This window comes from Mesorhizobium sp. M6A.T.Cr.TU.016.01.1.1, from assembly GCF_003952585.1.
Classification (GTDB): Bacteria; Pseudomonadota; Alphaproteobacteria; order Rhizobiales; family Rhizobiaceae; genus Mesorhizobium; species Mesorhizobium mediterraneum.
In genome coordinates this window covers 624,247-649,148 of record NZ_CP034452.1, presented here as the reverse complement: position 1 = coordinate 649,148, position 24,902 = coordinate 624,247, and the positions used below count along the sequence as shown (strand labels likewise).

Below are 24,902 nucleotides of genomic sequence, written 5' to 3'. Positions count from 1 at the left end.
AGCTGCCCCTCCACTCTGCGGGCCGATAGGACTAACGAGGGCAGCTTCCGGACGTGCCACTCTGGTTGTTGCGGTCATCGCGAAAATTGGTATCATGTTGGTATTATCGCTATGGGTCCCAGGCGTGACATTCCTCGAATTTTTTGCTGCTGCGCAGAGCAATGGAAGTGATGCGCCGGTCTATAGGCGCCTGCAGGCAGCCCTAGTCGACGCGATCGCCTCGGGCACCTTGAAACCGGGCGCCGTTCTTCCGCCCGAACGTGAGCTTGCCCTTGAACTTGGCATTTCGCGGGTTACCGTGCGTAGAGCGATGGCTGAACTTGTCCGCCAAGGTCTGATTACCCAGCGACATGGCAGCGGAACGTATGTTTCGGGGACGCGCGAGCGCGTCGTGCAAAGCTTGAGCCGACTTTATTCCTTCTCCGAAGACATGACCTCGCGCGGACGGTCGCCAGGCACGCTGTGGCTGGAGCGCGACCTTAGCGTGGCGAATGCCGACGAGGCGCGCCGGCTCGAAATGCCCAATGGCGGGTCTGTCGTTCGGATGTGCCGGCTGCGGCTGGCGGATAAAGAGCCCATTGCGTTGGAAACCTCATTGATTCCGGCTGCTATCCTGCCCGACCCGAAGCAGATCGAAGACTCCCTCTACCGGACATTGCGCGATCTTGGTCATGTTCCGGTCAAGGCCGTTCAGCGTTTCTCGGCGATCAACCTCGACGAAAAGAGCGCCCGCCTTCTCAACGCACCGACGGGCGCTGCAGCGCTCGACATCTACCGGATAACCCGGAGGGAGGATGGCGTCGTCGTTGAATCCAGTCGGTCGATTTTTCGCGGCGACGCCTACGATTTCGTTGCTGAGCTCGGGCTGGGCAGATGAAATATGGTAGCTGCCAGGCGATCCCGGCGCCATCAGCGAAGCCCTTCATGAAAATAAAACAGGTGCGCACTGATGTCCGGCCACGATTGAATCGGAACCGCGGCGGCCGTGGAGCAGCCAGCATTGCGTGCCATCAGAGATAAGACCAATTCATGACCAGTTATTTCCTTGGCATCGACGCGGGCTCGTCCGTAACCAAAGTCGCGGTATTCGACGAAAAAGGCCAACAGCTCGGCATGGGATTTCGTCGCATCCGTTTGCAAAGACCCTATCCGGGTTGGTCGGAACTCGATCCTGTCCTTGCATGGAACGCGGTGAGCGAGGCGATCCGTGCAGCTCTCGCCAACGCCGGTATCGTGGGAAACGATATTGCCGCCGTGGGTCTGTCGGCGGCCATGGTAGGGGCATGGCTGGTCGATTATACCGGCAGTGCCTTGCGTCCCGGCATCGTTTGGGAAGACAGCCGGGCGCAGGATTTGCTGGAACGGCGGGCGGCCGACGTGCCGGATTTCTATCAAAGGATCTTTCAGTCGGATGGCTGCGTATTGCAGCAGGGCTGCACGTTGCCGCTACTTGCTTGGCTGCGAACATATGAGCCAGATGTGCTGGGCAGGGCGGCACATGTCTTCGGCTATAAGGATTTCCTGCGCCTGAAACTGACCGGACGGGTAGCCACCGATCGCACGGAAGCTGCAGTGGCGCCAGGCAGCGCGCGACAGCGCGACCACAGCCCTGAAATGCTTGCATTGTTCGAAGTCGCCGACCTGGCGCACAAGCTGCCGCCAGCAGCAGATTCCGAAACCATAGGCGGCTTCGTCACGGCCACGGCAGCAGCCGCTACCGGCCTGAGGGAAGGCACGCCGGTGGCGATCGGCGCTGGCGATGTCCCGGCGACGGTCATTGGCGCGAGCGCACTCGAAAGCGGGATGGCGATGGCCGTTCTCGGTACGACCTGCATGGTCGGCATCGTCTCCGATCAGCCCGTGTTCACGCCACCCAACCTGGGCCTGCTTTTTACCCTGCCCGGCGAGAACTGGTTTCGCGCGATGGTCAACGTGGCCGGCACGCTCAACCTTGACTGGGCTATCGAAACGCTGTTGCCCGACCTAGCCGGGGAACCCGATCTCTACGCGCGGATGGAGGCGATGATCGCCCCGCTACCTATCGGCAATGAGGGCGTGACCTATTTGCCATATCTCAGCGAGAGCGGCATCATTGCGCCGGTGGTTGACCACGAGGCGCGTGCCGGTTTTTACGGTCTCGCACCCCGACACGGGCGGCCTCACATGATCCGGGCCGTCTATGAGGGTGTGACGCTGGCGATGCGCGATCTGTACCAAGGTCTGGAAGGCACCGGCGACAAAATCCTGCTGACCGGCGGCGGAGCGCGCAGCCTGATGTGGACCCAAATGATCGCCGACGCGCTCGGCATCACTGTTCTCGTCCCGGCCGGGACCGAATTTGGTGCCAGGGGAGCAGCTCTCCTCGCTGCGACAGCCATTGGACAGTTCGGTTCGATCCGCGAAGCGTCGAAGGCGACCCGGCAGATACAGCGCCGCCATGAGCCGGACGGTTCCGTGAAGCCGGCCTGGGACCGCGCCTTCGCTAATTATCGCGCCCGCCGCGACAGCAGCTTGCGCAGATAGCCGGAAAAGCTCTACAAAGTTGTTTCAGGTGGTACATACCACGAGAAATTCTGGTTTAACCTGTTCATGCCTTCAATCGTCGCCGCAGATCATGTGCCGCTTTATCAACGCATCGCGAGCTCGTTCGCGGCGCAGATAGCATCCGGTGCGCTGAAGGTCGGCGAAAGATTGCCGTCGGAGCGGCAGATGGCCGAGGAGCTCGGCGCGAGCCGAATGACGGCTCGCCAGGCGCTTAAGCTTCTCGAACGGCGCGGCTTGGTGGAGACGCGTACCGGCCGAGGCGCCTTTGTCGCCCATCCGCGCATCGAACAGCAGCTCAGTACTCTGAGCGGTTTTACCGAGGAGATGCATCGCGGCGGCCGCTTGGCTTCCAGCATCGTGCTGGATGCAGGCGTCGGCGCGGCGGATCGGGAAGCGGCGGCGGCGCTTGGCATTGCAGAGCATGCGCCGGTCCATCGCTTGGTTCGTGTGCGTCTGGCGGATGCCGAGCCCGTTGGCCTCGAGCGCACCGAAATCCCGGCGGCGCTGGCGCCGAAACTGCTGGAACGCGCGGATTTCAGCACGGATTCGCTCTATCGCGTGCTGCGAGAGGACTATGGCCTCTACCCGAGCGAAGCCGAGCAGAAGCTCTGGTCCGCGCATCCGGATGCGGCCAGTGCTGCCTCACTTGGTATTTCGCTGCAGAGTCCGGTTCTCTTTCTCACCCGCCGCACGCTCGACGCGACGGGCCGTCCGATCGAATACGTCCGGGCGGTCTATCGCGGCGACTGCTTCGTGATGCGCGTCAATCTGACGCTCGGAACAGACACATGACCAAAACGCCGACTGCTGCCGCTTATTTAGCCGACCTCACTACTCGTATCGGTCGTCTATACGACGACAATGCCGAAGCGATCGCGCTCGCCGCCGCCGCCGTCGAGCGCACGGCCAAGGCTGACGGGCTGGTCTATGTTTTTGGCACCGGCCATAGCCACACCATGGCCGAAGAGGCGCACTACCGGGCCGGTGGGCTGGCGCTGACCGTGCCGATCCTCGCCGCTACGACCATGGTGCATGAAGGTGCGGTCGCGGGCACTGTATTCGAGCGAATGTCGGGCATCGTCGCGCCCATATTCGCCCGCTATCCGATCGGGCCAAACGATGTGCTGATCGTCGTGTCTAACAGCGGCGTCAATACGGCCACCGTGGAGGCTGCGCTGATCGGCAAGACAATCGGAGCGACCGTTGTCGCGATCACCTCGGAAGCCTATTCGAAGGTTGCTGCCCAAGGGCGGACGCGGCTCGCCGACGTCGCCGACATCGTCCTTGACAATGGTGCGCCTCCTGGCGACGCCACCATCAACCTGCCGGGAAGCAAATTGCGTGTCGGCCCGGTGTCAACCTCGATTGGGGCAGCGCTGATGAACGCCGTGTTCGTCGAAGCAGCTGCGCGTCTGCAGTCGGCTGGTGGCGCCGCACCCATTTATCTCAGCGCCAATATGCCGGGCGCCAAGGAGGTCAACGAGGCGCTGGTTGATCGTTATCGACCGCGCAATCCGCATCTTTGAGAATTCCAGGACACAGGGATTCCGGACTCAACGGGAGTCTCGGAGCAACGGGAGGAATATGATAATGAGCCCTACGAGATTTCTGACGATCGCCGGCTTCGCCGCTACAGTTCTTGCCGGCACCGCCTATGCCGAGCCGGTCGACCTGACGGTCTGGCATATGGAGCAGCCGCCGCACCGCGTGCAGCGCATGAAGGAACTGCTCGACGAATTCAACGCCGCCCATCCCGACATCCAGGTCAAGCAGGAGCCGCAAAGCTGGGGTGAGGTCTACGCTAAGGCGCCGGCGGCCTTCGCCGCCGGAAACGGTCCGGACCTTCTCTTTACCATTCCCGATTTCACAACAGTCCTGAAAGGCATCGATGTGGTCGTGCCGGTCGACGATCTGGTCAAGGACCTCGACAGCAAGCATGGCTTCGTCGAGGCGACCCTCGCGCCCTATAAATACGACGACCATGTTTGGGCCGTGCCGGCCTACAACATGGCGATCTCGCTATGGTACCGCAACAGCGTGCTGAAAGCGGCAGGCGTCGAGGTGCCGAAGACCTGGAGCGAGTGGCAGGCGGCCGCCGAGAAGCTCAGCACCGATGGCAAATCCGGCATCGGTCTTCCGGCCAACAAGCAGCTCTATACGGACCAAACCGTCTATAGCTTCATGGTCAACAGCGGTGCCGGCGATCTCTACAATGACGACGGCTCGATTGCTTTCGACAAGCCGGAAACCGTCAAGGCTTACGATTTCTACAGCAAGCTTGCCAAGTTTTCGCCACCCGACAACAGCACGTGGACATGGGGGGAGGCGGAGGCATGCTTTGCAAACAGCAGCTGCGGCATGATCCTGCAGTTCGGTGTCATCAACACCTACGAAACGCAGGCCGAAGGTGACGCCGCCGATCTCGGCGTGGCGCCCGTTCCGCATGCCGACGAGCAGAGCGCGTCGGCGACCATCTCCTATTCGAACGCCATCATGCTGACGACAAAGGATGAGGCGAAGCAGAAAGCCGCCAAGGTGTTTCTCACATGGTTGCTTGAACCTGCAAATTACGGTCGCTTTCTCACAATGGAGCCAGGCCTGTTCCTGCCGGTGACTAATGACGGCGCCAAGGCGGAATCATTCTGGAGCGACAAGACCGTGACTAAATACAAGTCCCAGGTCGAAACCATGATTGCCAATTCGCAAACCGGCAAGCTCTTCGGCTTCACCACCGGCAAGGTGTTTCCGTCGATCGGCGCCATCTCGGCTCAGAATGTGATCGCCGAGACCTTGCAGCGCGTTGTTGTCGACGGTCAGAGCGCCGCCGATGCCGTCAAGGCCGGGCAGGCGCGGATGTCCGAAATCGCCGCCAAATAGCGGGCAAGCCGGGGAACGCTCATGAAGAACACGACGCTCGCTTTTGCGTTCGTTTCGCCGGCGCTCCTCTTTCTGCTGGCGGTTCTCGGCTGGCCGCTCGTTCAAGCCGCTATCCTGAGCTTTCAGGATGTCGGCGTGATCGGCTCTGAAGGCCACTTCATTGGGCTCGGCAACTATGCGACGATCCTCGGCGGCGCCGGCTTCTGGCGGGCGCTTGGCCGCAGTGTCGTCTGGGTGCTGTCCAACGCGGTGGTGCAGACTTTGTTGGCGCTGGCAGCGGCGCTTATCCTCAATCAGAAATTTCCCGGCGTCCGGATCGCACGCACCTGGATAATTCTCACATGGATTGTGCCGACCGTGGTCGTTGTCATCATCTGGCGGTGGTTGCTTTCCTCGTCGGGCGGCATGATCAACCCTCTGCTGATCCAGGCCGGCGTGATCGAGCGTCCGGTTGGTTTCTTCGCCACGCGCGAAGGCGCCATGACCACGCTGATCATGATCAATTCCTGGCGCTGGTTTCCATTCACCACACTGATGATGCTGGCTGGCCTGATGCGCATTCCTGGCGATCTCTACGAGGCGGCGCGGATTGATGGCGCTGGCACCTTCCAGCGTTTCAAGCGCATCACCTGGCCGTTGCTGCAACCGACGCTGATGGTGCTCGGCGTCATCGGCACGCTTCTGTCCTTCAACGTCTTCGATGTGATCTGGCTGCTCACCGCGGGTGGCCCGTCCAGCGCAACCCAGACATTGCCTGTGCTCATCTATGAAACCGCCTTCAAGGGCTATCGTTTGAGCGAAGCTGCAACGATTTCCGTTCTCACCAGCATCCTCCTGATGGGATTTGCCTTTTTGACGACACGAGCCATGACGGCGGCGGAGGCGGATCGATGAGGCGTACTTTCGGCCAGTCACTTTCGCTCTATGGCGGCGTTCTGGTCCTTGTTCTCGCGATCGGTCTGCCGTTCTGGTGGGTGTTGACCGGCTCCATCAAATTGCCGAAGGAAATCATCCAGCGTGTGCCCACGATGGTGCCGCACAGCTTTACCCTTCAACATTTCGAAAAGCTGCTGCAGGCTTCGGATTTCCCGATTTATCTGTTCAACAGCATGGTTGTGGCGCTGTTTTCCACGGCCTTCACGGTGTTGCTTGCCTTGCCTGCCGCCTATGCCTTTTTTCGCATGGAGTTTCCGGGCCGCAACGCGCTCTACAAGACGATCCTGCTCGCTTACGCTTTCCCTGGCGTGGTGGTGCTGATCCCGCTCTACGGCCTGTTCGCGAAGGTCGGGCTGATCGACAGCCCCGTGGCGCTGGTTATCGTCAACGTTGCCTTCGCATTGCCGTTCTCGATCTGGATGATGCGTTCATTCCTGGCGACCGTTCCGCGCGAGATCGAGGAGGCGGCGGTCGTCGATGGAGCACCCACCACCACCATTCTGATCAGGATCCTGATGCCGCTAATTGCGCCGGGCATCGCCAGCGTCGCAATCTTCGCGTTCATCTCGTCCTGGACGGAGTTCCTGTTCGCCTCGGTATTGATCGTGTCGGATGCCAGGCGCACCATTCCGGTCGGCTTTGCCGGCATCATTGGCCAGTATCAGATCGACTGGGGCCTCCTGCTTGCCGGCGCCACGGCAGCCATCATTCCGGTCGTCGCACTCTTCGCCCTTGTCGGCCGCTGGTTCGTCTCCGGCCTTACCGATGGCGCCGTGAAATAGGCTCGAGGGAAGAACTATGGCGGGTCTATCACTTCAGTCGGTCAAGAAGTGCTTTGGCGAAACGGAGGTTATCGGCGGTGTCGATCTTGACGTCGCCGATGGTGAGTTTGTCGTCTTTGTCGGCCCCTCCGGCTGCGGCAAATCAACGCTTCTGCGTATGATCGCCGGGCTGGAAAGAACGTCCGACGGGCGTATCCTGATTGGCGGGCGCGACGTCACCGACGAGGATCCAGCCAAGCGCGGTATAGCCATGGTATTCCAGACCTATGCGCTCTACCCGCACATGACTGTGGCCACCAACATGGGATTTCCGTTGGAGATGGCCAAACGCCCCAAGGAGGAGATCGACCGCAAGGTGGCGGAAGCGGCGAAGATACTGCACCTGGAGGCCTATCTCGAGCGTAAGCCACGCGAGCTTTCCGGCGGCCAACGCCAACGCGTTGCCATCGGCCGCGCGATTGTGCGCCAGCCGGGCGTCTTCCTGTTCGATGAGCCGCTGTCGAACCTCGACGCCGAACTGCGTGTGCAGATGCGCATCGAGATCGCCCGGCTGCATCAGGAACTCGGCACGACCATGATCTATGTCACGCACGACCAGATCGAGGCAATGACGCTGGCCAGCCGTATCGTCGTGCTGCGCGCCGGTCGCATCGAGCAGGTCGGCGCCCCTCTGGAGCTTTATGAGAATCCCGACAACAGTTTCGTGGCAGGCTTCATCGGCTCACCACGGATGAATTTCGTCCCGGCCACGGTCATGGCTGTCGAAGACGGACGGGCTGTGGTCACGGCGCCGGAGGCCGGCCTCGTCGGCATGGCCGTTGCCACACGCGGCGCGCCGCCGAAACTGGGAACATCTGTCAGCCTCGGCATTCGCCCGGAGCATTTTGTGCCCGCCAAAGGCGCGACTGGGGCGCTTTCTGGCAAGATCTCCCTTGTCGAGCGCCTGGGCGGCGTCACCTACGGCCATGCTTTGCTCGCTAGCGGCTCGATGATCACCGTTGAAAGCCGTGACGCGGATCGTTTCGAAATCGGCAAAACGGAAATCTTCGGGTTCCAACGCGCGTTTCTGTTCGGCGCCGACGGCGTTCGATTGTAAGTGTCGGCTCTGGGTGAGTTGATGGGGCGAGCATCATTCCCCCAGAGAAATTGCGAGGTCTCCCTTTTATTGTGCATTGCACAAAATCTAGCCTAGGGTTACCATTCTTCCGTTGTGGGCGGATGGGCTTGGGTGACGCCGGAGCGGTGAGCGACCGACGCTTTGTCGACGCTGCCCTCATAGCTGAGGATACCGATGACCTTTTCAAGCCCTGACAAGTCCGGTGCTGCAAGCCTCGAGTCAATCGCTCGAAACGGCAGCCTGCTGCGCCGCATTGCCGTGCGGATTCCGACTTATCTGTCGGACCTTCGCGAGAATCCGGCATGGCTGCCGATGTTCATGCTGGCACGCACCATGCCGGCGCGGCGGCTGCATTGGCGTGGCGCAAAACCGGTTCGACCGGCGCAAAAAGCCCAGGAAACGATGTTCACCAGCGTCGATCGTGATGCGGCGGTGCGCGCGCTCCGCTCGGACGGCCTGTTTTCCGGGCTTGCCCTGCCGTCGTCGATCCACGAAGAGATCGCCAGCTTTGCGCAGCGCACGCCTTGCTTCGGCAATTTCGACCGTCGGCTGGAGTTCTTGCCGGCCGAGCATGCCGACGCCGAGAAGCACTTCGGCCGTCCCTTGCTCAGCGGGCACTTTTTCGAGCGGATCCTCGACTGTAATGCCGCGCTTACCGTGCAGCGCGACCCGCTGCTTCTCGACATCGCCGCCCATTATCTCGGCAGCCAGGCGAAGCTGATCACCACGCGCGTCTGGTGGAGCTTTCCGACGAGCTCCGTCTCCGACGCCGAGAAGAACCTGGCGTCGCTTGGCAAATACCACTTCGATCTCGACGATTGGCGGATGCTGAAATTCTTCTTCTATCTCAATCCGGTCGATACCGAGACCGGTCCGCATGTCTATGTCCGCGGCAGCCACAATCGCCGCATCCTCAAGCACCAGATGACGCTTCTCGTCGGCCATCCGGCGGAAGAGGTTCTAAAGGTCTACGGCGCGAAGAGCCCGATTACGCTGACCGGCGAGGCGGGTTCGGGCTTTGTCGAGGATCCCTTCGGCTTCCACATGGGCACCGTGCCGACGCGCAAACCGCGGCTGATGATGGAAGTCGGCTTCGGCGTTTCGCCGCCCTCACGGCGGCGGTTCCACGGTGAGCCCGTCATCCGCTGATCTTTGCCGCTGATTTTTGGGAAAGCCCAGAAGCAGCCTTTCCGGAACTTGGCCTAACTTGTCTTGGTGCCGCCGCGCCGCAGATGTTCGTCCAGGCGCGGCATGATCTCGACGAAGTTGCAGGGCATGTGCCGGTAGTCGAGCTGCGGCTTCAAAATGCCGTCCCAGGCGTCCTTGCAGGCGCCGGGCGAACCCGGTAGCACGAAGACGAAGGTCGCGTTGACGACGCCGCCGGTGGCACGGCTCTGGATCGTCGAAGTGCCGATCTTGTCGTAGGAAATGCGGTGGAACACTTCGGAAAAGCCGTCCATGCGCTTTTCGAAGATCGGCTCCAGCGCCTCCGGCGTCACGTCGCGGCCGGTAAAGCCGGTGCCGCCGGTGGTGATGACGACATCGATCGCTTCATCCTTCGACCAGCCCAGAACCTTGTCGCGAATTTTCTGGCGGTCGTCGGTGACGATGTCGCGGTCGGCCAGGACATGGCCGGCCTCCACGATGCGGTCGGCCAGCGTCTGGCCGGATTTGTCGTCGGCGAGGCCGCGGGTATCGGAAACGGTCAGCACCGCGATGCGCACGGGTATGAAGGAGCGGCTCTCGTCAATCCTGACCATGTGCGTCAGCCTCCGATGTCATGCTTCGCGTTGCGGCGACGAACCAGTCGGGATGGCGGCTGCGAATATCGACGGCCGCGCGCTTGGCCACATTGCCGGTCTCGAACAGCCCGAAGCAGGTCGCGCCGGAACCGGACATCCGGGCGAACCCCGCTCCGGCTTTGTTGAGCACAGAAAGCGCCTTGCCGATGGCGGGTTGGATCGCCCGTGCAGCGGGCTCGAGATCGTTACGCGTGATCTCCAGCCAATTGCGGATGCTGTGGAAGTCGAGGCTGCGCGGCAGCGGCGGCAATCCCTCATTGTCGCGATGGGAAAGCGCGTTGAACACCTCGGCCGTGGAGACGGCGATGCCGGGATTGACGAGGACCAGCCCGAGTGCGGGAAAGCCCGGCACGGCCGACAGCTCGTCACCAACACCGCGCGCTATCAGCGGTTTTGCCGTAAGGCACATGGGAACGTCGGCGCCCAGCGAGAGGCCGATCCGCGCCAGTTCGGCTTCGTCGAGGTCCAGTCTCCACGTCTCAGCCAGCCCGCGCAGCACCGTTGCGGCGTCGCTCGAGCCGCCGCCGACGCCGGATGCGACCGGCAGGTTCTTTTCGAGCCTGATGGCGACCGGCGGCGCATGTTGGAGACCGGCCCGCTTCCGCAGCGCGTCGCGCGCTTTGACGACCAGATTGCTGTCGTCGAGCGGGACCGCGGAGGCGTATCGGCCCGACACGGAAAACCCGTCGCTGTCGGCGAGCTCGATCTCGACCCTGTCGCCGAAGCGCGTGAACACCGCCAGGCTCTCGATCGTGTGATAGCCGTCGGCGCGCCTGCCGGTGACGTGCAGCGCGAGATTTATCTTGGCATGCGCATGCAATGCCCGGACGGTGATGCCGGAATCCACTGTGTCAGTCGCGAGCGGGATGATGTCAGTCCTTGGCCAGACGGTATTCGCCGGTCTTCGGGTCCTTGACCAGCGTGCCCATTGAGCCGTTGGTAGCCTGCTTTTCGGTGCGCCGTATCTTGGCCGTCACGCGCTCGGCTTCCCTGACAAAGGAGCGATAGCCGACATAGGCGACGACGCCAACGAGGACAAAGAAAATGATCTGCGGCATATCAAAACTCCTCCCTCGCAAGGCCGGCACAGGGGTCCGGTCGGGTCGTTTGACGCATCATGCTAGACGGTTTCACCAATTTTTCAAAGCCCGAAGCGAGCCCATAGCGCGCGCTCTTGCGCCGCATCGATCACGCCGCTTGCGGCAGCAGCGGCGATATCGGGCGCTGAAAAGCCCCCCTTGCTTGAGCCGAACCAGCCGAACCGGCCGAACAGGCCGCGTGGCGCCGTGATCAGCTTGAGCTGGGTTTTCGGCCCGAAACGGGTCTTCAGCACGCTGCGCATGTCGCCGAGCGCGTCGACAAGGCCGAGCTCCAGCCCTTTCTTGCCGGTCCAGAACAGACCAGTGAACAGGTCCGGGTCGTCCTTGAGCTTGGTGCCGCGCCGGTCCTTGACGAGGTCGATGAAGGTTTCGTGGACATCGAGCTGCAGCGCCTTCAGCCGCTCGATGTCTTCCTTTTTCTCGGGCTTGAACGGATCGAGCACCGCCTTGTTCTGGCCGGCGGTATGGACGCGGCGCTCGATGCCGATCTTCTTCATCAGCTCGGGAAAGCCGAACGAAGCCGACACCACGCCGATCGAACCGACGATGGAGGACGGATCGGCAAAGATCTCGTCGCCGGCGACCGCGATCATGTAGCCGCCCGACGCCGCCACGTCCTCGACGAAGACCAGAACCTTTTTGTTCTTTTCGGCCGCCAGGTCGCGGATACGTTTGAAGATGAGCCGCGATTGTACCGGCGAGCCGCCTGGCGAATTGATTGAAATGGCGACCGCGGGGGCTTCGAAGGAAAACGCCTTCTCGATAGGGCCGGCGGTGGACGCGAGCGAAAGACTCGGCCGGAACTGGCCGCCACCGGCCATGATGGTGCCGTGCAGCCGGATGACGGGAATGACGACGATGTCGGAGCGCCAGGATTTCGGCAGCAGGCGGTTGAGAAAGCGTTTCACGGGATCTCCGGTCAATGAGCCTGAAGGCATGTAGGGATTCGCCGGCCAACGGCAATGCCCGCGGACGCCGGCAGGTAAAAGGTCAGTCGCCGAACAGCGAAGCCAGTCCGTTGTTGATCATCTCGGTCCGCTCCGTTGGGCCGTCGCCCGACAGCGCATGCAGCATCAGCGGCGGGCGGATCGACAGTTTTCCGCGTGCCCCGAGTATCGCCCTGACGACGATGCGGATCGCCGCTGCCTCGGGGCGAGGGTGGACGGCCAGCATCTCGGCATCGCCGAAGCGGCCTGATATCGCATCGAGGATGGCGCCGAGCTGATCGGGCCTGGCAATCACGGCAAGACCGCCGCGCGGCCTGACCACAGCAGCCGCACTTCGGATCCAGCTGTCGAACAGCCCGTCCTCCATGACATGCGCCGCCTTTCTGAGCGGGTGGGGCGTGGCGCGATCCTCCGCGGCGTTGAAGGGCGGGTTCATGATGACGAAATCGAAGGAGTTGTCGGCAAGTCCGGCGGCGGTTCGCGCCTGGCCAGACAGCGCGACGTCTGCGGTGAGCACCGAGGCGCGGTCGTTGAGATGCGCATTGCCGGGGTGGGCAAGCGTCGTTGCAGCGAACGCCGCCATTTCCGGAGACCGTTCGATGAGCACGGCCTTGGCATCAGGACAGCGCGACAGCACCGCCAGGCCTGCGGCGCCAGCACCCGCGCCAAAATCGGCAAGGCGGCCGGCGAAGGAGGACGGCACGGCAGCCGCCAGCATCATGGCGTCCATGCCGGCGCGATGGCCGGCCTGTTTCGGCTGAACCAGCCAGAACCGTCCGCGATGGAAGGCATCGACCGTATGGGCCGGCGTATCCTGGACAAGGGTGGCGCGCGCTGCGGACATTATTTCTGGCGGATCTCGTTGGCGATGCCGGCATCCGTCAGGATGCGCCGCGCCGCATCGGCCTGATCGGCTTCGACCATGATGCGCCGGGGCAGGATGCCGATCGAGCCGTCGAGCACGCTCATGTTCTGGTCGGCGACGAAACAGCCGATGCCGGCATCGCGCATCAGCGATTCGACAAAGGAGATGATCACGGCATCGTTGGTGCGGATAAGCTCTATCATCGGACGAAACTCGCAGGTTGCAGCGTTTATGTAAATGTGGGTGGCTCCCGTCGCCATCTCGACCGCGCCAAATCGCCTCTTGCCGTGCCTGTGGGTACCGCCCTAGAGTCTGTGGCGGGATCAGGGTGCCGTCGTGCGCGTGACTTATAGACGGGAGTGTTTGTGGTGGGTGTCGTTCTCAACATCGAAAACGGGAAGCGGGAAGCTGCCTCGATCAAGGATCTCATCGACCTGACGGCGGCCGATATGGGGCGCGTCAACAAATTGATCCTGTCGAAGGCCGGTTCCGACGTCGAGATGATCCCGGAGATTGCCAACCACCTGATCTCTTCGGGCGGCAAGCGGCTGAGGCCGATGCTGACGCTCGCCTCCGCCCAGATGTTCGGCTATTCCGGCGAGGGTCACGTCAAGCTCGCCACATCGGTCGAGTTCATGCACACGGCCACGCTCCTCCACGACGACGTCGTCGACGAGAGCGGCATGCGGCGCGGCAAGAAGACCGCCCGCATGATCTGGGGCAACCAGGCAAGCGTGCTGGTCGGCGATTTCCTGCTTGGCCAGGCTTTCCGCATGATGGTCGATGTCGGCTCGCTGGAAGCGCTCGATATCCTGTCGAGTGCTGCCTCGATCATTGCCGAGGGCGAGGTGATGCAGCTCGCTGCCGCCAAGAACCTCGAAACCACCGAGGATGAGCATTTCGCCGTGATCAAGGCCAAGACGGCGGCGCTGTTCTCGGCGGCCGCCGAGGTCGGTCCGGTTATCGCCCAGGCGACGCGAAACGATCGCGCGGCACTGCGCTCCTATGGCATGAATCTCGGCCTTGCCTTCCAGCTGATCGACGATGCGCTGGATTATGGCGGCACCAGCAAGGATCTGGGCAAGAATGTCGGCGACGACTTCCGCGAGGGTAAGGTGACGCTACCGGTGATCCTCGCTTACCGGCGCGGCACCAAGGCCGAACGCACCTTCTGGAAGCGCGCCATCGAGGACAATGTCATCGACGACGCCGGGTTGGAAAAGGCGATCGGATTGATGACCCGTCACGGGGCGATCGCCGACACTATCGGGCGCGCCGGCCATTTCGGCGAGATCGCCCGCGACGCGCTGGCGCCGCTCGAAGCGACGCCGCAGAAATCGGCGCTGATCGACGTCATCGATTTCTGCATCAGCCGGGTGAACTGAGAGGCGCCGCTCCTCATCTTGGTTTCCCCGGAAGCACCATTGCGGCGAACAGGCTGACGGCGATGCCTGCCGCAGCGAGCCAGAAGGCGACCTGGATGCCGTCGGCAACAGCGATCTTCAAGGCATCACCGGCCAATCCGCCGACATGGCGGTTGGCGATCGCGATCAACACCGCCATGCCGATCGCGTTGCCGACATTGAGCATGGTGGAGGCCATTCCCGACGCGACGCCCTGTTCGTCGTGGGAAACACCCGAGGCGGCGGCGATCCACATGGCGGTCCAGACGATGCCTTGTCCGACGCCGGAGATGATCAGGCCGGGCACGAGGGATAGATAGAGGCTGTCTGCGGATGCGCCTGATACCATCAAGGCCGTCCCGATCGCGCCAATGACCATGCCGCCGACCAGCGTGGCGCGTGTCGAAAAACGCGTTGCCAGGCGTTCACCGAATTGCGTGCCGACCGCGATGGCGACCGATGGCACCAGGAACGCAAGGCCGGCCTGCAAGGCGGTGAAGCCATGCACGTTCTGCAGCAGCACGGTGAGGAAGTAGGGCAGGGCGCCGAAAGTCCCCATGAAGAGGAAGGTGATTGTCATGCCGGCGACCAGGCTGCGGTTGTGGAACAGGCGCAGCGGCATCAGCGGATCGGCGCTCTCCGCCTCTATCACCGCGAAGGCGATCAGGAAGAGTGCCGCCAGTGCGGCGCTGACGATGATCGCAGTCGACCCCCAGCCATATTCGGGGCCCTGAACCAGCGTGAAGACAAGCAGCGTCGCGCCGGTGGTGACGGTCAGCGCGCCCGGCAGATCGAAGCTGCGGTGCTCATGCCGCTTGCGGTCACGCGGAATGATGGCGAACGCCGCGATGATGGCGACCCCGGCCAAAAGCACGTTGACATAGAAGACCGAAGGCCAGCCGAAGGCGCTGGTGAGAAGGCCTCCCGCCAGCGAGCCGAGCGTGAGGCCGCTCGCTCCGGCGCCGCCCCAGACCGCGAGCGCCCGATTGCGTTCCGGCCCCTCGGCAAACAGCCGATTGATCAGCGACAGCGTGGCCGGGAACAGGAAGGCGGCGCCGATGCCTTGCACCGCACGGGCCGCGATGATCACTTCCGGCGACCAGGCGAGGCCGCCCACCAGGGACGAAAGCGCATAGAGCCAAAGCGCGAAGATGAAAACACGGCGCTGGCCGATCAGGTCGGCAGCCCGGCCGCCGAACAGCAGGAAGCCACCGGTGAACACGGTGTAGGCGCTGACCACCCATTGCAGGGTCTGGCCCGAAAAGCCCAACCCCGCGCCGATTTCCGGCAAAGCCACGAAGACGATGTTGAGGTCGAGTGCGATGATGAGCTGGGCGAAGGCAAGCAATGCCAGCGTGGCGCCGCGCTTCGCGCCGATCCCCCCTGCTGCCGCGGCGCCGAACGGCGCGCCTTGATCGAGTGAGCGCATGTCAAATCTCCATGTCGATGATTCTTTATCGATCGACAAAGAATTGAGTTTGCAATCCGAAGTCAAGCGGATTATTTGTTGATTGATAAAAAATGGAGGTCGCAATGGCGGGAAGGCCAAGGGAGTTCGATCGGGATCAGGCGCTGGAGAAGGCCCGCGACGCCTTCTGGACGCGCGGCTACGAAGGCACCTCGATGGCCGATCTCGTATCGGTGCTTGGTTTGGCCTCGCCGCGCATCTATGCCGCCTTCGGCTCGAAGGAGGACCTGTTTCGTGAAGCGGTCGTTCTCTACGAGACCAAAGAAGGAAGCTTCGCCACCCGCGCGCTTGCCGAGGAGCCAACCGCTCGGCGGTTTGTCGAGCGGTTGCTGCGTGATGCAATCGAAATCTACACGAGGCCGGATCTGCCGCAGGGCTGCATGGTCGTCACGGCCGCGACCAACTGTGCCGCCGAGAACGATCGCGTGCTTTATTGGCTGGCCGAACGTCGCCGAGCGCGCAATGCGCTGATTGTCGAGCGCCTGAGAAAGGGCGTTCGGGACGGGGAGCTCAAACCGGACACGGACCCGGAGGCCTTGGGCGATTACTACACCACGCTCTTGTTTGGTCTCTCGGTGCAGGCGCGCGACGGTGTGCCGAAAGAGCGGCTGCACGCTCTGATCACCGTGGCGATGCAGTCGCTGGACGCAAGACTTGTCCAAGAATCCTGAGTTTTATCAAGCGTGGGGGCGAAATCAGCACGGAATTTCCCGGCCAGCAGATCCTCAAGCAACTTCGAAACTGGGTGCTGTCGAGATCATGAAAACGACCACGCGCTCTTCAGCAGCGCCACCAACTGGCTCTGACGGCTAGTTCCGGTTTTCCGAAAGATTCGTTCGAGATAGGTGCGGGCCGACTTGACGGCGATGCCGATTTCGATGGCCGCTTCGTGCACCGAACGGCCGGCGGCAAGCGCGACGGCGAGCCGGGCCTCGGCCGGCGTCAGGTCGAACAGGCCTGAAAAGATATGGGGCGACGGAACAGTCGCGCAGAGGCTGACCTCGGTTGCCGAAACGAGAATATCCGCGCCCGAAAAGATATCATGCGCGGCGCGGCGCAACGGCAGCAGGTGGACGACTAGCGCGGGCCGCCCCTCCGTGCCCGGAACAGGGATGGACCGCACGATGCGGTTATCCCGGTTCTGCGCGATGGCCTGCTGGAAAAGCGCGTTTGCCGGTTCATCGGCAAGCGCGATGCCGCCATGGGCCGTGGGGAGGAAAACGTGGGCCATGTCTTCGAGGAGCGGATTGGCCGTCAGCACGCGGCCCGACCCGCTCATGACAGCGGCCGGCCGTCCAATTTCGCGCAGCGTCGATACGGCGGTCGTTGCTCGTTCCAGACCCAGGCGCCCGGCAATAACGCTAGCTCTCGCGAGGTGAGGGCGCAGTTCGTCCAGCCGATCGATCGCGGCCTGATCGTAGATCCCGTCCTTTAGCCAGCGCTGGAAGACAAAAAGCACAAGCTCTCCGCCAGGCATTGGGACGGATGTGCATACATGCGATCCAACGCCAAATGCCGTTGCGCTTTTGCGGACGGGGTCGCGCTCGATCTCCTCGCCGGTCATGAAATCATCGACCCGCACAAAGCTTGCTGGCTGTGTGCTGCACATGCGCTGCACACTTTCGGAAAACTTCCAGCTGTCCGCTTCCATGAACTCATCGAGCAAGGGCTGGACATGCGCTTCGGTGACGGCGCGGACCGGCGAGTGATCGCTGAATACAAAGATCGCGCCGCTTGCCGAGCGGGAGATCGCGCTTGCCGTTCCCAACACCTCCGGCCACAGCTCGGCCGCGAACGCCGCTTCGTAGATTAGATCGACAATGGCGAAGGCCTGCTCGTCCTGCGGCATTTCCAGCATCGGCATCTTCCTGGGCGAAGCAACGGCATCCATCTGCACGGTTCCACGCATCATTGCGTTGCGTAAACTTTCGACGCCCGCCGCTTACGGATCGCTTACGGCATCGGGTTGCCGGTGCCGCAGCAGGGCAAGCCGGCAGCCCTCCAGGCCGGCAAAGCGCGGTCGATGGTCGCAGTTGCGCGCCGTTCGGCATGCTTTGCTAATCGCATGACTCGATTGTGAATTCGGGCCGGGTTGAAGCGTGACCCCAAAAAGGCCATGCTTTGCCTGGAAAAGATCGAGTCTACGGCGATCCCGCTGACGCGGGCATGGCTTTGACTGAAAGGGATACGATGCGGCAAGGATGTGCGCGCTGGCTGACAGGGCTGGCAATTGTGACGGGCATGGCGATCTCTGGTCTGCCAGCCCTGGCCAAAGAGACCACCGAGCCGGTCAAGATCACATCCTTCTCGGGAGCCTATCTGGCCGCGCGGGTCGCTGAAGGCGACAATGATCTCGACAACGCCATCGCTTACTACAAGCAGGCGCTTGCCTTCGCACCCGACGATACCTCGTTGCAGCAAAGCCTGATGCTGTCGCTGATCGCTCAAGGGCGCTTCGAAGAATCCCTGGTCTATGCCGACAAGCTCAAGGCGGTTCCCGACGTCGAGCGGTTCTCGCGCCTGGCGCTGGCCGTCGGTTCCTTTCACAAGAAGGATTTCACCAAGGCAGAATACTGGCTCAAGCTTTCGCTTGAATCCGACCTCGACCGGCTGATCTCCGGCGTTATGACCGGTTGGGCCAAGCAGGGCGCCGGCGACGCCAGCGAGGCCATGGCCTCCATCGACAAGCTGCAGGGTCCGGACTGGTTCGGCCTCTTCAAATCCTTCCATCGCGCGCTGATTGCGGACGCATCTGGCTTGCCCGAAAAGGCGGATGCGATTTACGCCGCGACCCTCCAGGACACCGCGACCGGTAGCGCCGCACCCGAAACCTGGATGCGCAATGCGCAGGCCTATGCCTCTTTCCTCGCCCGCAAGGGCGACAAGGACAAGGCGCTGTCCGTGCTTGATCAGGCCGAGGCATTTGCATCCGGCAAGGTGGAGATATCAGCGCTTCGCGACAAGATCACCAAGGGCGAGAAGATCGAACCCTTCGTTGCCGGCCCGTCCGACGGCGCCTCGGAAATTCTGCTCGATCTCGCCACCGCGCTCAATCGCGGTGGCGGCGAGCCGTTCGTCCGCCTCTATCTGCAATATGCCCTGGCGCTGAAGCCCGACAGCGACGTGGCCCTTGTCCAGCTCGCCGCCGTTTCCGAGCAGCTGAAGGATGGCGAGGGCGCCATCGCCTTCTATCGCCGCATCCCGGCCAGCTCGCCACTGAAGGAGCTTTCGGAACTACAGCTCGGCCTCAACCTTGCCGATCTCGACCGCCATGACGAGGCCATCTCCCATCTGAAAGCCCTCGTCGAAGCGCATCCCAACGACATGCGCACCTATCAGGCGCTCGGTGGCGTCTATGCCTCGAAGGAGGACTTCCGCTCCGCGGCCGACCTCTTTGACAAGGCGGTGGCGGCGCTGCAGGCCCCGACCCGCGCCGACTGGAACATTTTCTACCAGCGCGGCATCGCCTATGAGCGGCTGAAGGAGTGGCCGAAGGCCGAGCCGAATTTCCGCAAGGCGCTGGAATTGTTCCCCGACCAACCGCAGGTTCTGAACTATCTCGGCTATTCCTGGGTGGACAAGAACATGAACCTCAAGGAAGGCCTTGAGATGATCCAGAAGGCCGTCGACCTCAGGCCGAGCGACGGCTACATCGTCGATTCGCTGGGCTGGGCCTATTTCCGCCTGGGCAGGTTTGATGACGCTGTTCGCGAAATGGAGCGTGCCGTGTCGCTGAAGCCGGAAGATCCGGTGCTGAACGATCACCTCGGTGATGCCTATTGGCGCGTCGGCCGCAGGCTGGAAGCCACCTTCCAGTGGAACCAGGCCCGCGACCTGAAGCCAGATCCCGACGTGCTCGCCGCCTTGCAGCAGAAACTGCTGAAGGGCCTGCCGCCGATCGAATCCAACACGGCGCAGGAAACCCCGAAGGTCAAGCCCGAACCGGCGCCCGCGCCGAAGGGCTGACCCGTTCGCCTTGACGCTTGGCGGGCGGCGCTCTAGAGCCTGATCCCGAACCGAAGGTCAGCGCAGCAAAAAGTTGCAGACTTTTCGGACAAGATCATGCGGCCTGATCCAACAGGTGCCGCATCCCGCCGCTCCGTCGAGGCCGCCGTGACTGTTGATATCCCAGCCCATATGCATCCCAGCCGCTCGTTCCAGGGGCTGATCCTGACCTTGCATAACTACTGGGCGGACTATGGCTGCGTCGTCCTCCAGCCCTATGACATGGAAGTCGGCGCCGGCACGTTCCATCCGGCGACGACGTTGCGTGCGCTGGGGCCAAAGCGCTGGAACGCCGCCTACGTGCAGCCTTCGCGACGGCCCAAGGACGGGCGCTACGGCGAGAACCCAAACCGGCTGCAGCACTACTACCAATACCAGGTGATCCTGAAGCCGAACCCGCCCAATCTGCAGGAGCTTTATCTCGGCTCGCTGGCGGCCATCGGCGTCGATCCGCTTCTGCATGACATCCGCTTCGTCGAGGACGACTGGGAAAGCCCGACGCTCGGCGCCTGGGGACTGGGCTGGGAGTGCTGGTGCGACGGCATGGAAGTGTCGCAGTTCACCTATTTCCAACAGGTCTGCGGCATCGAATGCGCGCCGGTGGCGGGCGAGCTTACCTACGGGCTGGAGCGGCTGGCCATGTATGTGCAGGGTGTCGACAATGTCTACGACCTCAACTTCAACGGCCGCGAGGGCGCCGACAAGGTTACCTATGGCGAGGTCTTCCTGCAGGCCGAGCAGGAATATTCGCGCCACAATTTCGAATTCGCCAACACGGCGATGCTGCTCCGGCATTTCGAGGACGCCGAAGCCGAGTGCAAGGCGCTGCTCGATGCCGGCGCGCCTTTCTCCCCCCTCGAGGGGGAGATGCCCGCGAAGCGGGCAGAGGGGGTTGCCTCAGAAGGCACCGCAAGTAGGACGTCGAGCACTGCCCGAGCGACCCCTCCCGGCCAGACTTTGTCTGGCCACCCTCCCCTCAAGGGGGAGGGGAACCACCGGATGGTGTTTCCCGCCTACGACCAGTGCATCAAGGCCAGCCACGTCTTCAACCTGCTCGACGCGCGTGGCGTGATTTCCGTCACCGAGCGGCAGAGCTATATCCTGCGGGTGCGCAATCTGGCGAAAGCCTGTGGCGAAGCGTTTTTGCTGACGCAGGCTGGCGGGCTGGCGGCTTAGCTCCAAAGGCTATTTGCGATTTCGACCGAAGCGCTGATTGGCAATACGCCTTGGCCGCTGGAACCAGCCATTGTCCGCAGCGCTTGCCTGACGCCAGGCATCGTGAACGTGCCATGAGCCTGCGCTGTGAAACAGGCGCTGAGCGCGAGGATCTGTAGGAATGTCGATGCCGTCTTCATGGTCGTTCAGCCAATAGTTCTCTGCCTGAGCGTGGGTCGCTTCAGCGCTGCGTTAGGTTCATGAAAATCTTTGACCCAAGGACGGACGATCCCGCTTCGGCCCGACAGGCAGCGGAATATTTTTGGAAATCGCTGGCAGAGGCCGCGATCTTGCAGGGAAGGGTGACAGCGGCCAGCCGAGTTGCTATGCCCCGCCCGACCGTTCTCCCGCATGAGCTGACCCTATGCCCGACCTGCTCCTAGAAATTCGCTCCGAGGAAATCCCCGCGCAGCCGCACGCCCGCAGCGCCGCAGGCGCGAGGACGTGCAAAAAAGGAAAAGGCATGCGGGGAGGGAAACTCTAATGCCGGATTTATTGCTTGAACTTCGCTCCGAGGAAATCCCCGCGCGCATGCAGCGCAAGGCGGCAGGCGACTTGCGGAAGATGCTGACTGACGGTCTGGTCGAGGCCGGGCTGACCTATGAGGCGGCGCGCGAATATTGGACGCCGCGCCGGTTGGCGCTCGACATTCGCGGCGTGACCGCGCGCTCGAAGGACATCAGCGAGGAGATCAAGGGCCCCTCGACCAAGGCGCCCGAACAGGCGGTCCAGGGTTTTCTGCGCAAGGCCGGTCTTTCCTCGATCGCCGAGGCGCATGTCCATGCCGACCCGAAGAAGGGCGATTTCTATGTCGCCCATATTGCGAAGCCGGGCAGGGCGGCAGAAGAAATCATCGCCGAGCTGGTGCCGGGCATCATCCGCGGCTTTCCATGGCCGAAATCGATGCGCTGGGGGCCTGCCTCGGCGAAACCCGGATCGTTGCGCTGGGTGCGGCCGCTGCAATCCATCCTCTGCACCTTCGGCCCGGAGACCGAAGAGCCGGTGGTGGTCGATTTCGAGATCGACGGCCTCCGCTCGGGTAACCTCACCTACGGCCACCGTTTTCATGCGCCGGGCGCGATCACCGTGCGCCGCTTCGACGACTATGCCGCAAAGCTGGAGGCAGCGAAGGTCGTGCTCGACGCCGACCGGCGCAAGGAGATCATCCTTGCCGACGCCAGGAATCTCGCCTTCGCCAACGGGCTCGACATGGTCGAGGACGATGGATTGCTCGAGGAAGTATCCGGCCTGGTCGAATGGCCGGTCGTGCTGATGGGCGAATTCGAGCAAGACTTTCTCGCCATTCCGGCCGAGGTGATCCGGCTGACCATCCGGGCCAACCAGAAGTGTTTTGTCACGCGGCCGCCGGGCGCCGGTGAAGAGCTTTCCAACCGCTTCATCCTCACCGCCAACATCGAAGCAAGCGACGGTGGCAAGGAGATCGCCTACGGCAACGGCAAGGTGGTGCGCGCCCGGCTGTCCGACGCGCTCTATTTCTGGAAGACCGATCAGGGCGACCTGCCTGACCTCGACCAGTTACAGGCATCGGCGGAAAAGTTCGGGCTCGATCTCAAAAAGCCGCTCGACCAGCGCATGGCCCGCCTCGACCATCTCGGCGTCACCTTCCACGCCAAGCTGGGCACGCAGGGTGAGCGGGTTGAGCGGATCAAGAGGCTGGCTGAAGAATTGGCGCCGCTCGTGGCGAGTTCGATCTCCCCCCTTGAGGGGGAGATGGCCGGCAGGCCAGAGGGGGTTGCCTCGCGTGAAGCGCCGGCATCCTCTGTCCGCGATAGGGCGTCGCGTCAGGACGAACCGACCCCCTCTATCGCCTTCGGCGACATCTCCCCCTCAAGGGGGGAGATTCCCGCGCTCGCACGCCGCGCCGCAGTGCTGACCAAGGCTGATTTGACAACCGAAGTAGTTGGCGAGTTCCCGGAATTGCAGGGTGCCATGGGCCGCAAATACGCGCTGCTGCAAGGCGAGCACTCTTCTGTCGCCGCCGCGATTGAGGAGCACTACAAGCCGCAGGGTCCATCAGATCGTGTGCCGACCGATCCGGTATCGGTGGCCGTAGCGCTCGCCGACAAGCTCGACACGCTTGTTGGATTCTGGGCGATCGACGAGAAGCCAACAGGGTCGAAAGACCCCTATGCTCTCCGCCGCGCGGCGCTGGGGGTGGTGAGGATTCTGGTCGAGAACGGTATCCGACTGGAGCTCACACCCATCTTCGGAAGCGCCTATGAGTGGGCGAACTATCTCGACAAGAATGCAGTTACAACTCTGGAAAGGAAGGCGGAACAAATCTACCGCTCCGACCTCCTCGCCTTCTTCCACGACCGCCTGAAGGTCTATCTGCGCGATCAGGGTGCGCGGCATGATCTGATCGACGCGGTCATCACGCCGCAGTCCGACGACCTCCTTCAAATCGTTCGCCGAGTCGAGGCGCTCGGCTCGTTCCTCGACACCGAGGACGGCAAGAACCTGCTTGCCGGCACCAAGCGCGCGGCCAATATCCTCGCCGCCGAGGAGAAGAAGAAAACAACGGTCGCCGACCGCGTCGAGCCGGCTCTATTCCGGGAATATGCTGAGAAAACGCTGTTTGCCGCGGTGAATCAGGCCGAGAAGGAAGCCGGCCAAGCGATACACAATGAAGACTTTTCCGCCGCCATGCTGGCGCTTAGCGCGTTGCGCGAACCGGTTGATTCATTCTTTGAACGCGTTCTCGTGAATGATGAGGATCAGGCCGTTCGAGCCAACCGTCTGGCACTGCTGGCGCGCATCCGGGCAGCGACTGACCAGGTCGCGGATTTCTCGAACATCGCCGGCTGAGGCTTGGAAATAATTTGTTCCAATAGCCGATTCGAGCCGGCTTACAGTCATATGACGATGATCTCTGCGTGGCACAAGGAGCATGTTCCCCAAACCCACGGAGGCTTCCATGAATTCCGCTCGCGACATCGAAGTGACAGAAGAAACGCCTGCCGAGACGCTTGAGTCGGCTTCCGAAACGACCCTCGACCAGGCCGCCACCACTGCAGTCGAAGCTGCCGACCTGTCGGACGAGGACAGTGACGACGACGAAAGCGAAGCGACGGTCGAGGAAGGCGCTGAAGACGACAAAGCTGCCACCCTCTCGGATGACGATGAGGAAGACGACGAAGACGAAGAAGATGACGACGAAGACGACAGCGTGAAGGCCGAGGCGCCGGACGCTGAGGAAGAGGAAGAAGAGGAAGAGTCGGACGCCTCCGACGACGCGGACGAAGAGGTCGCGGCCTAGGTTTTTTCAAGCGACGGAGTTTTACTCAGTGAACCGGGGCGGCGCGTGAGCGTCGTCCTGGCCTCGAGCGGCTATCTGGCTTGGTCGATCTCGGGAATGGGCGTCGGCTGTGGCGTTGCCGGCTCGCTGTTCGTTTTCCCTGCCTTTTTGTCGGATTTGGTGTCTGCACCAGGTGCTGCGGCAGCGGTGGTCGCGGCAGGTGCGGAACTTGGAGCCGGTGTTGCGAAGGCGTCGCCGACGATGCCGCCGCGAATGATCATCGGGCTTTGCATGAAATCATGCTTGGGCTGGCTCGGGATCGCAGCAACTTTTTCATAGGCGACATCGGGCACTGGTTCGCCGAGCGCCACGATCGACGGTGTCGAGGAACTCTCAGTCACTTTCACCGGTTCGGGCGCGCCGAGCCTGACGACGGACGGCGTCGAGGATGCTGCACCGAGAACGACGAAGGACGAAGCCTGTGCTCCGCCCGCCGCCAAAGTGAGACCAAGCGCTCCCAGGATACGCACCCAGACCATGATAGTTCCCCTTGCCCAACAAGCCGGCACCATACCGTCGGGG

The 24,902-nt window shown here is 62.5% G+C and carries 23 protein-coding genes and 2 pseudogenes; 16 read left to right on the top strand and 9 right to left on the bottom strand.

From position 1 onward, the window contains the following. The first annotated feature begins 94 nt into the window (after positions 1 to 94). The 9 genes from EJ075_RS02990 to EJ075_RS02950 all read left to right on the top strand — a co-directional run bounded on the left by EJ075_RS02990 (position 95) and on the right by EJ075_RS02950 (position 9,405). The gene (locus tag EJ075_RS02990; RefSeq protein ID WP_126103292.1) at positions 95 to 877 is read left to right on the top strand and encodes a GntR family transcriptional regulator; all 783 of its coding nucleotides are present in this window, start codon (positions 95 to 97) and stop codon (positions 875 to 877) included. A gap of 152 nt (positions 878 to 1,029) precedes the next feature. Beyond that, a complete protein-coding gene (locus tag EJ075_RS02985) occupies positions 1,030 to 2,523 on the top strand; it encodes an FGGY-family carbohydrate kinase (protein ID WP_126103291.1) in 1,494 nt (497 codons plus the stop codon). 66 nt (positions 2,524 to 2,589) lie between these two features. Continuing rightward, a complete protein-coding gene (locus tag EJ075_RS02980) occupies positions 2,590 to 3,336 on the top strand; it encodes a GntR family transcriptional regulator (protein ID WP_126103290.1) in 747 nt (248 codons plus the stop codon). Further along, a complete protein-coding gene (locus tag EJ075_RS02975; protein ID WP_095483958.1) occupies positions 3,333 to 4,070 on the top strand; it encodes an SIS domain-containing protein in 738 nt (245 codons plus the stop codon). The genes EJ075_RS02980 and EJ075_RS02975 overlap by 4 nt, the downstream gene beginning before the upstream one ends. A gap of 64 nt (positions 4,071 to 4,134) precedes the next feature. Next, a complete protein-coding gene (locus EJ075_RS02970; RefSeq protein WP_126103289.1) occupies positions 4,135 to 5,421 on the top strand; it encodes an ABC transporter substrate-binding protein in 1,287 nt (428 codons plus the stop codon). Between the two features lie 21 nt (positions 5,422 to 5,442). Continuing rightward, positions 5,443 to 6,315 (top strand): sugar ABC transporter permease, encoded by an 873-nt coding sequence (locus EJ075_RS02965; protein ID WP_126103288.1) that lies wholly within the window; start codon positions 5,443 to 5,445, stop codon positions 6,313 to 6,315. Next, entirely contained in the window at positions 6,312 to 7,139 is an 828-nt protein-coding gene (locus EJ075_RS02960) for a carbohydrate ABC transporter permease (protein ID WP_126103287.1), read from the top strand. The genes EJ075_RS02965 and EJ075_RS02960 overlap by 4 nt, the downstream gene beginning before the upstream one ends. Before the next feature lie 16 nt (positions 7,140 to 7,155). Next, on the top strand, positions 7,156 to 8,235 hold the full coding sequence (ugpC, locus tag EJ075_RS02955) for a sn-glycerol-3-phosphate ABC transporter ATP-binding protein UgpC (RefSeq protein ID WP_126103286.1): 1,080 nt from the start codon (positions 7,156 to 7,158) through the stop codon (positions 8,233 to 8,235). Positions 8,236 to 8,430: 195 nt separating this feature from the next. Continuing rightward, positions 8,431 to 9,405 (top strand): hypothetical protein, encoded by a 975-nt coding sequence (locus EJ075_RS02950; protein ID WP_126103285.1) that lies wholly within the window; start codon positions 8,431 to 8,433, stop codon positions 9,403 to 9,405. A gap of 53 nt (positions 9,406 to 9,458) precedes the next feature. Here EJ075_RS02950 and moaB read toward each other — a convergent pair whose 3' ends face one another. The 6 genes from moaB to EJ075_RS02920 all read right to left on the bottom strand — a co-directional run bounded on the left by moaB (position 9,459) and on the right by EJ075_RS02920 (position 13,173). After that, a complete protein-coding gene (gene moaB, locus EJ075_RS02945) occupies positions 9,459 to 10,016 on the bottom strand; it encodes a molybdenum cofactor biosynthesis protein B (RefSeq protein ID WP_126103284.1) in 558 nt (185 codons plus the stop codon). Continuing rightward, positions 10,003 to 10,905, bottom strand: coding sequence for a 4-(cytidine 5'-diphospho)-2-C-methyl-D-erythritol kinase (locus tag EJ075_RS02940; protein WP_126103283.1), 903 nt, complete (start codon positions 10,903 to 10,905; stop codon positions 10,003 to 10,005). The genes moaB and EJ075_RS02940 overlap by 14 nt, the downstream gene beginning before the upstream one ends. Positions 10,906 to 10,930: 25 nt before the next feature. After that, positions 10,931 to 11,116: a hypothetical protein gene (locus EJ075_RS02935; protein WP_126103282.1), complete on the bottom strand. Its 186-nt coding sequence runs from the start codon at positions 11,114 to 11,116 to the stop codon at positions 10,931 to 10,933. A gap of 83 nt (positions 11,117 to 11,199) precedes the next feature. Then, positions 11,200 to 12,066, bottom strand: a complete 867-nt coding sequence (locus tag EJ075_RS02930; RefSeq protein WP_126103281.1) for a S49 family peptidase — start codon at positions 12,064 to 12,066, stop codon at positions 11,200 to 11,202. 82 nt (positions 12,067 to 12,148) lie between these two features. Further along, a complete protein-coding gene (locus tag EJ075_RS02925; RefSeq protein WP_126103280.1) occupies positions 12,149 to 12,949 on the bottom strand; it encodes a tRNA1(Val) (adenine(37)-N6)-methyltransferase in 801 nt (266 codons plus the stop codon). After that, the gene (locus EJ075_RS02920; protein WP_095483967.1) at positions 12,949 to 13,173 is read right to left on the bottom strand and encodes a DUF2007 domain-containing protein; all 225 of its coding nucleotides are present in this window, start codon (positions 13,171 to 13,173) and stop codon (positions 12,949 to 12,951) included. The genes EJ075_RS02925 and EJ075_RS02920 overlap by 1 nt, the downstream gene beginning before the upstream one ends. A 165-nt stretch (positions 13,174 to 13,338) precedes the next feature. Here EJ075_RS02920 and EJ075_RS02915 point away from each other — a divergent pair, with 165 nt between their 5' ends. Next, positions 13,339 to 14,355, top strand: coding sequence for a polyprenyl synthetase family protein (locus EJ075_RS02915; RefSeq protein ID WP_095484027.1), 1,017 nt, complete (start codon positions 13,339 to 13,341; stop codon positions 14,353 to 14,355). Positions 14,356 to 14,368: 13 nt separating this feature from the next. Here the strand turns inward: EJ075_RS02915 and EJ075_RS02910 are convergent, their stop codons facing one another. Then, positions 14,369 to 15,802 (bottom strand): MFS transporter, encoded by a 1,434-nt coding sequence (locus EJ075_RS02910; RefSeq protein ID WP_126103279.1) that lies wholly within the window; start codon positions 15,800 to 15,802, stop codon positions 14,369 to 14,371. A gap of 104 nt (positions 15,803 to 15,906) precedes the next feature. On the opposite strand from EJ075_RS02910, the gene EJ075_RS02905 reads away from it, so the two are divergent. Beyond that, on the top strand, positions 15,907 to 16,512 hold the full coding sequence (locus tag EJ075_RS02905; RefSeq protein WP_126103278.1) for a TetR/AcrR family transcriptional regulator: 606 nt from the start codon (positions 15,907 to 15,909) through the stop codon (positions 16,510 to 16,512). Positions 16,513 to 16,598: 86 nt separating this feature from the next. Here the strand turns inward: EJ075_RS02905 and EJ075_RS02900 are convergent, their stop codons facing one another. Then, a complete protein-coding gene (locus tag EJ075_RS02900) occupies positions 16,599 to 17,699 on the bottom strand; it encodes a helix-turn-helix transcriptional regulator (protein WP_126107220.1) in 1,101 nt (366 codons plus the stop codon). A gap of 332 nt (positions 17,700 to 18,031) precedes the next feature. Between EJ075_RS02900 and EJ075_RS02895 the strand changes: the two genes are divergently transcribed. The 5 genes and pseudogenes from EJ075_RS02895 to EJ075_RS02875 all read left to right on the top strand — a co-directional run bounded on the left by EJ075_RS02895 (position 18,032) and on the right by EJ075_RS02875 (position 24,341). Continuing rightward, a complete protein-coding gene (locus EJ075_RS02895; RefSeq protein WP_126107219.1) occupies positions 18,032 to 19,807 on the top strand; it encodes a tetratricopeptide repeat protein in 1,776 nt (591 codons plus the stop codon). 171 nt (positions 19,808 to 19,978) lie between these two features. Beyond that, positions 19,979 to 20,692 (top strand): annotated as a pseudogene (locus EJ075_RS02890) (glycine--tRNA ligase subunit alpha); the annotation flags it as partial. A gap of 147 nt (positions 20,693 to 20,839) precedes the next feature. Further along, positions 20,840 to 21,022, top strand: a pseudogene (locus EJ075_RS34105) (glycine--tRNA ligase subunit alpha); the annotation flags it as partial. A 522-nt stretch (positions 21,023 to 21,544) separates the two neighbouring features. Next, complete coding sequence (glyS, locus tag EJ075_RS02880) at positions 21,545 to 23,890, top strand: glycine--tRNA ligase subunit beta (RefSeq protein ID WP_126103276.1); 2,346 nt, start codon at positions 21,545 to 21,547, stop codon at positions 23,888 to 23,890. Positions 23,891 to 23,999: 109 nt separating this feature from the next. Continuing rightward, positions 24,000 to 24,341: a hypothetical protein gene (locus EJ075_RS02875; protein WP_126103275.1), complete on the top strand. Its 342-nt coding sequence runs from the start codon at positions 24,000 to 24,002 to the stop codon at positions 24,339 to 24,341. A gap of 71 nt (positions 24,342 to 24,412) precedes the next feature. On the opposite strand, the gene EJ075_RS02870 is transcribed toward EJ075_RS02875, so the two are convergent. Continuing rightward, positions 24,413 to 24,859, bottom strand: a complete 447-nt coding sequence (locus tag EJ075_RS02870) for a hypothetical protein (RefSeq protein ID WP_126103274.1) — start codon at positions 24,857 to 24,859, stop codon at positions 24,413 to 24,415. Between the last annotated feature and the right edge of the window lie 43 nt (positions 24,860 to 24,902).